This is a genomic window from Actinokineospora sp. (genome assembly GCF_050699995.1).
Taxonomy (GTDB): domain Bacteria; phylum Actinomycetota; class Actinomycetes; order Mycobacteriales; family Pseudonocardiaceae; genus Actinokineospora.
Genome location: NZ_JBOHGC010000308.1, coordinates 1 through 6,441, shown reverse-complemented (window position 1 = coordinate 6,441; position 6,441 = coordinate 1). Strand labels below are relative to the sequence as shown.

The 6,441-nt window shown below is 68.9% G+C and carries 9 protein-coding genes; 3 read left to right on the top strand and 6 right to left on the bottom strand.

The genetic code is table 11. The features are described from left to right. The 4 genes from ACRDSQ_RS15345 to uraD form a co-directional block, all read right to left on the bottom strand. Nucleotides 1–327, bottom strand: a 327-nt coding sequence (locus ACRDSQ_RS15345) for an FAD binding domain-containing protein (RefSeq protein ID WP_431421829.1), incomplete at its 3' end; no start/stop codon positions are given. Beyond that, nucleotides 327–1,205, bottom strand: a complete 879-nt coding sequence (gene pucL / locus ACRDSQ_RS15340; protein WP_431421828.1) for a factor-independent urate hydroxylase — start codon at nt 1,203–1,205, stop codon at nt 327–329. The genes ACRDSQ_RS15345 and pucL, both read right to left, overlap by 1 nt. A 4-nt stretch (nt 1,206–1,209) precedes the next feature. Then, the gene (gene uraH, locus ACRDSQ_RS15335; RefSeq protein ID WP_431421827.1) at nt 1,210–1,521 is read right to left on the bottom strand and encodes a hydroxyisourate hydrolase; all 312 of its coding nucleotides are present in this window, start codon (nt 1,519–1,521) and stop codon (nt 1,210–1,212) included. Beyond that, the gene (gene uraD, locus ACRDSQ_RS15330; protein WP_431421825.1) at nt 1,518–2,030 is read right to left on the bottom strand and encodes a 2-oxo-4-hydroxy-4-carboxy-5-ureidoimidazoline decarboxylase; all 513 of its coding nucleotides are present in this window, start codon (nt 2,028–2,030) and stop codon (nt 1,518–1,520) included. The genes uraH and uraD overlap by 4 nt, the downstream gene beginning before the upstream one ends. Nucleotides 2,031–2,169: 139 nt before the next feature. Between uraD and ACRDSQ_RS15325 the strand changes: the two genes are divergently transcribed. Further along, a complete protein-coding gene (locus ACRDSQ_RS15325) occupies nt 2,170–3,714 on the top strand; it encodes a PucR family transcriptional regulator (RefSeq protein WP_431421824.1) in 1,545 nt (514 codons plus the stop codon). A 21-nt stretch (nt 3,715–3,735) separates the two neighbouring features. Here ACRDSQ_RS15325 and ACRDSQ_RS15320 read toward each other — a convergent pair whose 3' ends face one another. Then, on the bottom strand, nt 3,736–4,098 hold the full coding sequence (locus ACRDSQ_RS15320; RefSeq protein ID WP_431421822.1) for a hypothetical protein: 363 nt from the start codon (nt 4,096–4,098) through the stop codon (nt 3,736–3,738). Nucleotides 4,099–4,371: 273 nt separating this feature from the next. Between ACRDSQ_RS15320 and ACRDSQ_RS15315 the strand changes: the two genes are divergently transcribed. Next, a complete protein-coding gene (locus ACRDSQ_RS15315) occupies nt 4,372–4,905 on the top strand; it encodes a hypothetical protein (protein ID WP_431421820.1) in 534 nt (177 codons plus the stop codon). Between the two features lie 110 nt (nt 4,906–5,015). Here the strand turns inward: ACRDSQ_RS15315 and ACRDSQ_RS15310 are convergent, their stop codons facing one another. After that, nucleotides 5,016–5,483, bottom strand: a complete 468-nt coding sequence (locus tag ACRDSQ_RS15310; RefSeq protein WP_431421818.1) for a DUF6326 family protein — start codon at nt 5,481–5,483, stop codon at nt 5,016–5,018. A 161-nt stretch (nt 5,484–5,644) separates the two neighbouring features. On the opposite strand from ACRDSQ_RS15310, the gene ACRDSQ_RS15305 reads away from it, so the two are divergent. Next, nucleotides 5,645–6,441 (top strand): sensor histidine kinase (locus ACRDSQ_RS15305; RefSeq protein ID WP_431421817.1); only part of this gene is annotated, 797 nt, incomplete at its 3' end.

Sequence of the window (6,441 nt, the reverse complement as noted above, 5' to 3'; positions counted from 1 at the left end):
GCCGAGGTTGCCGCCGACCGTGCCCCGGTTGCGGATCTGCGGCGACCCGACCGTGCGCGCGGCCATCGCCAGACCGGGCAGCGACGCGCCCAGCTCCTCGATGATCCGCGCGTAGCTGACCCCGGACCCGACGCGGAACCCGTCGCCCACCGCGGCCCACTCCCGCAGCTCGGCGATCTCGGTCAGGTCCAGCAGCGCACCCGGGCGGCGCACGTCGAAGTTCAGCTCGACCATGATGTCGGTGCCACCCGCGATCGGGGTGGCGTCCGGGTGCTCGGCCTTGATGGCCAGCGCCTCGGACCAGGTGGCGGGTTTGAAGAACTCCATCATTCGCTCCAGGCCGGACCCGGCTCCGGCGAGTCGTCGCGGAGCACGGTGCCTTCGATCAGCCCGTAGGGGCGGTCTGCGGCGAAGAACACCTCGTTGTCGTTGTCCAGGTCGAACGCCGAGAGGTCGACGACGAAGTGGTGCTTGTTCGGCAGCGTCAGCCGCACCTCGGCCACCTCCGGGCGGTTCTCCAGCACCCGCTGACCCATCGCGTAGAGGGTCTGCTGCAGCGAGAGGCTGTGCGTCTCGGCGAACGCCTCCACCAGGTGCTGCCGGGCCTCGGCGTAGGACTTGCCCCAGTCGCTGTCCTGCGAGGCGTGTCGCCAGCGCGCGGTGACCGCCGTGGCCAGCACACGGTCGGCGGTCTCGCGCAGCGTGGTGTACGGATCGCGGATATATCCCCAGAACTCCGACGCGGTCGAGTTCAGCACCACCAGGTCCTTGAGCCCGGACACCACCCACGCGTTCGTGCCGTCATAGGTGACGGTGGCGGTGCGGGTCTCCACGCCGCAACGCTGGAACGAGTGGGGGGCGGGCGCGCCGCCCACCGACAGCCGCTCCCACGCGAACTCCTCGATCGCCACCCGCGCGGTGTGGATCGTGGGCTGCGAGTCGACGAAATGCTTCGCCAGCCGCAGGCCGAACTCCTCGATCTCGCCGACACCGTGCTCCTTGGCGAAGGCGAACACCGTGTTCTTCTGCGTGTCGGTCGGCAGGACCTTGGAGTTGTCGCCGGTGAGGTGCGTGTCGGTCATGTCGCCGCCGAGGGCGACGCTGACGTTGAGATCCTTGATCTCGTGCACGGAGCCGTTGCGGGTCACGTGCACCACGCGGGTCTCGGCCTTGCCGTACTGGTTGGGGCCCAAGATGATGGCCATGGGATCAGCTCCCTCGGTAGGTCGAGTAGGCGAATGGGGAGAGCAGCAGCGGAACGTGGTAGTGCTGCTCGGGGTCGTCGATGCTGTGGGTGATGACGACCTCGGGGTAGAACGCGGGCACCCCGAGGCCGGTGAAGTAGGCGCCGGTGTCGAACACCAGGCGGTGCGTCCCGGCGGTCAGCGGGCCGAAGTCACGGACCCGGCCGTCCGCGTCGGTGACCGCGGTCGTGGTGCCCTCCGGGGACTCCAGCCGCACCGACATCGCCGCGGCCGGACGCCCGCGGGTGCTGTCCAGGACATGCGTGGAAAGGCTCACGGGATGGTCACCAACTTGCGCAACCGCAGGTGGGTGATCTTGCGGAGCTCGGCGTGCACCACACCGCGCTCGGTGGCCTCGTCGTTGCCCAGCCGGCCCCGCAGGTTCGCCAGGATCTCCTCCGCGGCCAGCCCGGTCGCGCAGATCAGGAACACGTGCCCGAAGCGCTCCTCGTAGGCCCGGTTGCCCTCGGCCACGTCCTGGAGGGTCCGACTGGCCGCCTGGGTCGCGGCGGACTGCTCGCCACGAGACCAGGCGGCCTCCCGGTCAGTGCCACTGGCACGGTCGCCGATGCGGGGGTGCGCGGCGAGCGCCTCCTCGATATCGGCCCAGCCGAGGTCGTCGAGCGCGGTGTCCGCCGCGTACGCCGCAGCGGAGAGGGTGGTGTACGGCCGCCCGGCCGCGACCTTCCCCGCCCACGTGCGGGACGCGCAGCAGGTGCGCAATTCCCGTTCGGCGTCCTCCGGTGCCAGGCCGTTGAGCCAGGTCAGGCCGGGTGTTGCGGTCATCGCGGTGGTCTCCTCGATCTCGTGTCGCTGTGAGCAGAAGCACACCAGTTCGCGGGGGTGGGGGCCTAGGGGCGGCGACCACGAAACAAGTCCGATGTGGAGCGCCCCATTTGGAGGATCCTCCAACTAGGCTTGGTGGATGCGGGTCCGCGATCTGGTCGACAAACCTGAGTTGGCGCTCACCGTGCTGGCGGGCGAGGAGTCGCTGGACCGACCCATCCGCTGGGTCTACACAACCGACCTGCTCGACCCCGGCCGGTACCTCAGCGGCGGCGAACTGGTGCTCACCGGCCTGATCTGGCGGCGCGGCCCGGAGGACTCGGAGACCTTCGCCGCGGCCGTCGCCGCCGCCGACGTGGCCGCGGTCGCCGCAGGCGACGCCGTCTACGGCGAGATCCCCCTCGACCTGGTCGAGGCATGCCGCAGGCATGGGGTGACCCTGATCGAGGTGCCGATCGACATCTCCTTCGCGACCGTCACCGAGGACGTGAGTCGTCGGCTCGCCGAGGAGAGCGGCAGCGGCATCGCCGGCGTGCTGAGCAAGCGGCGGCGGCTGGTCAACGCGATCGCGGAGGGCGACGGCCTCGAAGGCCTGGTGCGCGTGTGGTCACAGGACAACGACATCCCGTGCGCGCTGCTGTCCACGTCGGGGCGGCAGATCGCCTCAGCGGCCGCCCTCGACGAGTCTGATGTGGACACATTGGTGCGCGCTTTTCTTACCGCACAACAGGTCCCGGCGGTGGTTCGGCTGTCCGGCGACCGGCGGATGAGCGTGTTCCCGGTCGGCGCGCGCGGCCTGGTCGGATGGTTCCTGGCGTGCGAGGGGGCGCACGACCAGTGGCCGCGCGAGGCTCGGGAATCGGTGATGGAACTGGCGAGCCTGGCCGGGGTGGAGCGGTCGCGGACCGAGGAAGGGTCTCGGGCTCGGCACCGGTTCGGCGACCAGATCATTCCGCTGGTCACCTCGGCGGTGCGGGACCCGGTCGAACTGGCGGCCCGGCTGCGGGCGGCGGACCTGGAACCGGAGGCGGCGTTCGTCGCGGTGGTGGTGTCGGCGCACGGGATGACGGGGCCGGTCGACGTGCCGCGTGCGCTGCTCGACGAGCAGTTGGGGCCGGTGTTTCCGTCGCTGATGGTGGCACGGGTGGGATCGGAGACGGTCGCGCTGATCCCGGTGGGTTCGGCCGCGCACGCCCCTTCGGTCGCCCGCCTGCTGCGGGGAGCGGGCGACCGGCTGGAACGAGCGATGGGCAGGCGCCGACTGGTGATCGGAGTCAGTGGACCCGCACAGGGCTCAGTGGCGCTGCGGGGGGCGATCGATGAGGCCCGCCATGTGCGGGGGCTCGCTGAGCTGCGCCCCGCGCGGGTGGCGGTGGCGACGGCCGATGAAGTCGACTCGCACATGCTGCTGATCGCGTCGGTGCCCGACGATGTGCGGGAGACTTTTCGCACGCGGGTGCTGGGCCCGGTTCTTCGCTACGACTCGTCGCACAACTCGGAGCTTGTGTCGACGTTGCAGGTTTTCCTTGATTGTTCGGGGTCCTGGCAGCGGACTGCCGAGTTGCTGCACGTGCATGTCAACACGTTGCGGTATCGGATGCAGCGGGTGGAGGAACTGACCGGGCGGTCACTGTCCTCTTTGGAGGATCGGGTGGACCTGTTCCTGGCCTTGCGGATCCGTTAGCAGAAGGCGTCCGTAGCTAGATCAGCCTGTTGGTGAAGCCCGCGTCGACGAGCCGCTGGTACGCGGCGTGCACTGGTTCGGGAACATCTTGTTCGATGGCGAAGCCGAGGCGGGCGTATTCGGTGATGCGTTGGGTGCTGCCGGCGCTGCGACGCCCGCCACCCCGGCGGGCCGGTCCTGCACCTGCTGGCCCACCACCACTACGTCTGCACCCGCCACCAGGTCTGGATCGGCCCGCCCGACCAGGCTGACCACCCGCAACCCAGCCTGGCCGAGCTGCCCGAGGTCGTCGCCGCGCAACACCGGCACCTGCGGCTGCTTCGCCGCATCGGCCCGGCCGCGACCTTCGACGCGGGGCTGACCGGATTCCTGATCTGCGCTCACCGCTGGAACCTCACCGACGCCAACACTGTCATCGACACCGACACTTGGCACGACTGGAACCGCCGCGCCGACCTGCTTATCCCGCCCGGCACCACGGCCGACACGTTCAGCACGTCCCGGATTTTCGCCGCGACCTACCCCGGAGCCATCGCGGTCGCCGAGCTGATCGGCCCGCTGCGCCGGCGGCGCCTGGCCGCCGGCGGACCGGACGACCAGCAGGCACTCACCGCCACGATCGGACGCCGTCTCGGGCAACCCGACTACCGGCCGATCGTGGTCAAAGACCCGATCGCACACTGGATGGAACAGGGCTGCCGGCAACCGTCAAGCCTTCCCAATACCGACTACCGCAGCCTCAGGACCTTCGGCGGACACACATTCCGCAAGCCGGCCCAAGACAGCGACAACAAGCGCCGACACAGCGCCCACTGGTTCGGCCTGCACCACCGCGGCGGCGACATGATGCCGCACCACCGCACCCTCAACCCCGTGGTCATCCGCGACTGGTCCCGCAAGATGGAGCAGTTCGCCTCGGCGCTCGAAATCTCGGCGAACACCACCACGAAACCGCCCGAATGGCGCGGCATCAAGGAGTTCAACACCTGGTCAAGCAGTGAGTGGGTCTCGCCCGAACCGGCGCTATCGCCCTACCTGACCACAGCTGTCGAACCCGTCAACTGGCCACAACGACCCGGACCATGCCCTCCCACCGCCGCCCGACCGATGCTCTCGCACGAGCAGCGCATTTCAGCCGAGCGATGCCGGACACCTGCTCAGTTGAGTACTTGCGGTGAACGAGACGGATGACCGTGCCCGCGGGTGGCGCGAGCGAAGGATGGTCGGGCACGGGCGGGCAGTCACACCTGCTGCGGCCTGTGGAGTGGCTCGCTGTCGAGGCTGGCTGCCAGGGTCGCCGGTTATGCGGTGCGGCGTGGCCAGGTCCAGGCGGAGCGCAGGATGAAGGCCAGGAGCAGCACCTCGAGTCCGATGGAGAAGCCGTAGAAGTAGGAGTAGCTCCAGGACTCCTCCCCTGCCACGTTGTAGATCGAGACGGGGATGTAGAGCGTTGCCACGACGAGGTTGATCGTGCGGTTGACACGGGCGGGCAGTGTCACAGAGAGCAGGATCATGAGGATCGGGATGGCCATGAGCGTGAGCGCAAGGGCGACAAATGTTGGGCCGGTGTCGAACTCGTGGACGATGCCGGCCAGGATCTCGTCGAGGAAGCCGGGCTTGTACAGGGCGAGGTAGTCGACGTAGATGTAGAGGAACATGAAGCTGGTCCATGCTGCTGCGAGCTTGGCCTGCACGGGCAGGCGCAGATCTTCCAGCGTGCTCTGGGACGGCGGATTCTCTAGTGCGGTGTGGGATTGAGGCGTTCTCATCACAATGCTCCCTGGCTTGATTGGGTGGGTGCTTCCACCTTCACGGATGCCGGCGGCGGGCACATCAGTCCCGGAGCCTGATTCGACCTGGCCGTTGGCACAGCCGAGCTCTTGTACTTTCGGCGGATACACCGAGCACGCGGGCTGTCTAGGCTGATCAGATGGCCACCAACGCACTCCGCTCGCTGTGGGTCGAACCTCGACCCACGAATGCCCCGGACCGGGGGCTGCGGGACTGGGCCTTGGTCGCAGTTCTGGCCAGCTGGTCCGTGGTGGAAGTGGTGCTTCGCCAGGACCTGGCGCCACGCCCGCTGCTGCTGCTCGCGGTGCTCGCGGTCCTCGGCGCCCTGCTGTGGCGACGCACGCACCCGCTCGTCGCGGTTGCGGTCTCCTTCGGCACGTTGACGATCGTCGACATCGTCAGAATCCTCACCGGGTCGCAAGGCCTCCTGCCGAACAGCATCTCCGCGGTGCTGATCCTGGCCTACGCTCTGTTCCGGTGGGGCTCTGGTCGGGAAGCCGCAAGCGGTCTCGGCGTCATCCTGCTCTGGCTGCCCATCGCCTGCTTCGCCGACGCCGTGAGCCTGTGGGAGACGGTCGCAGGCTACGGGGTCTTCCTGTTCGCCGCCACGCTCGGCGCCGCGGCCCGCTATCGCGCGAAGGTCCGCATCCGCGACATCGACCAAGCCAAGGCCCGCGAACGCGAACAGCTCGCTCGTGATCTCCACGACACCGTCGCCCACCACGTCTCGGGCATCGCCATCCAGGCCCAAGCAGGACGTGCCATCGCGGCTTCCCACCCCGAGCGTGCCGTCGAGACCCTGGCCATCATCGAGGACGCGGCGACCCGCACCCTCACCGAGCTGCGCGTCATCGTCGGCGTGCTCCGCGCGACACAGGACACCCAGTTCGCGCCGCAGCCCGGCGTGGCCGAGGTCGAGCAGCTCGCCACCGATGG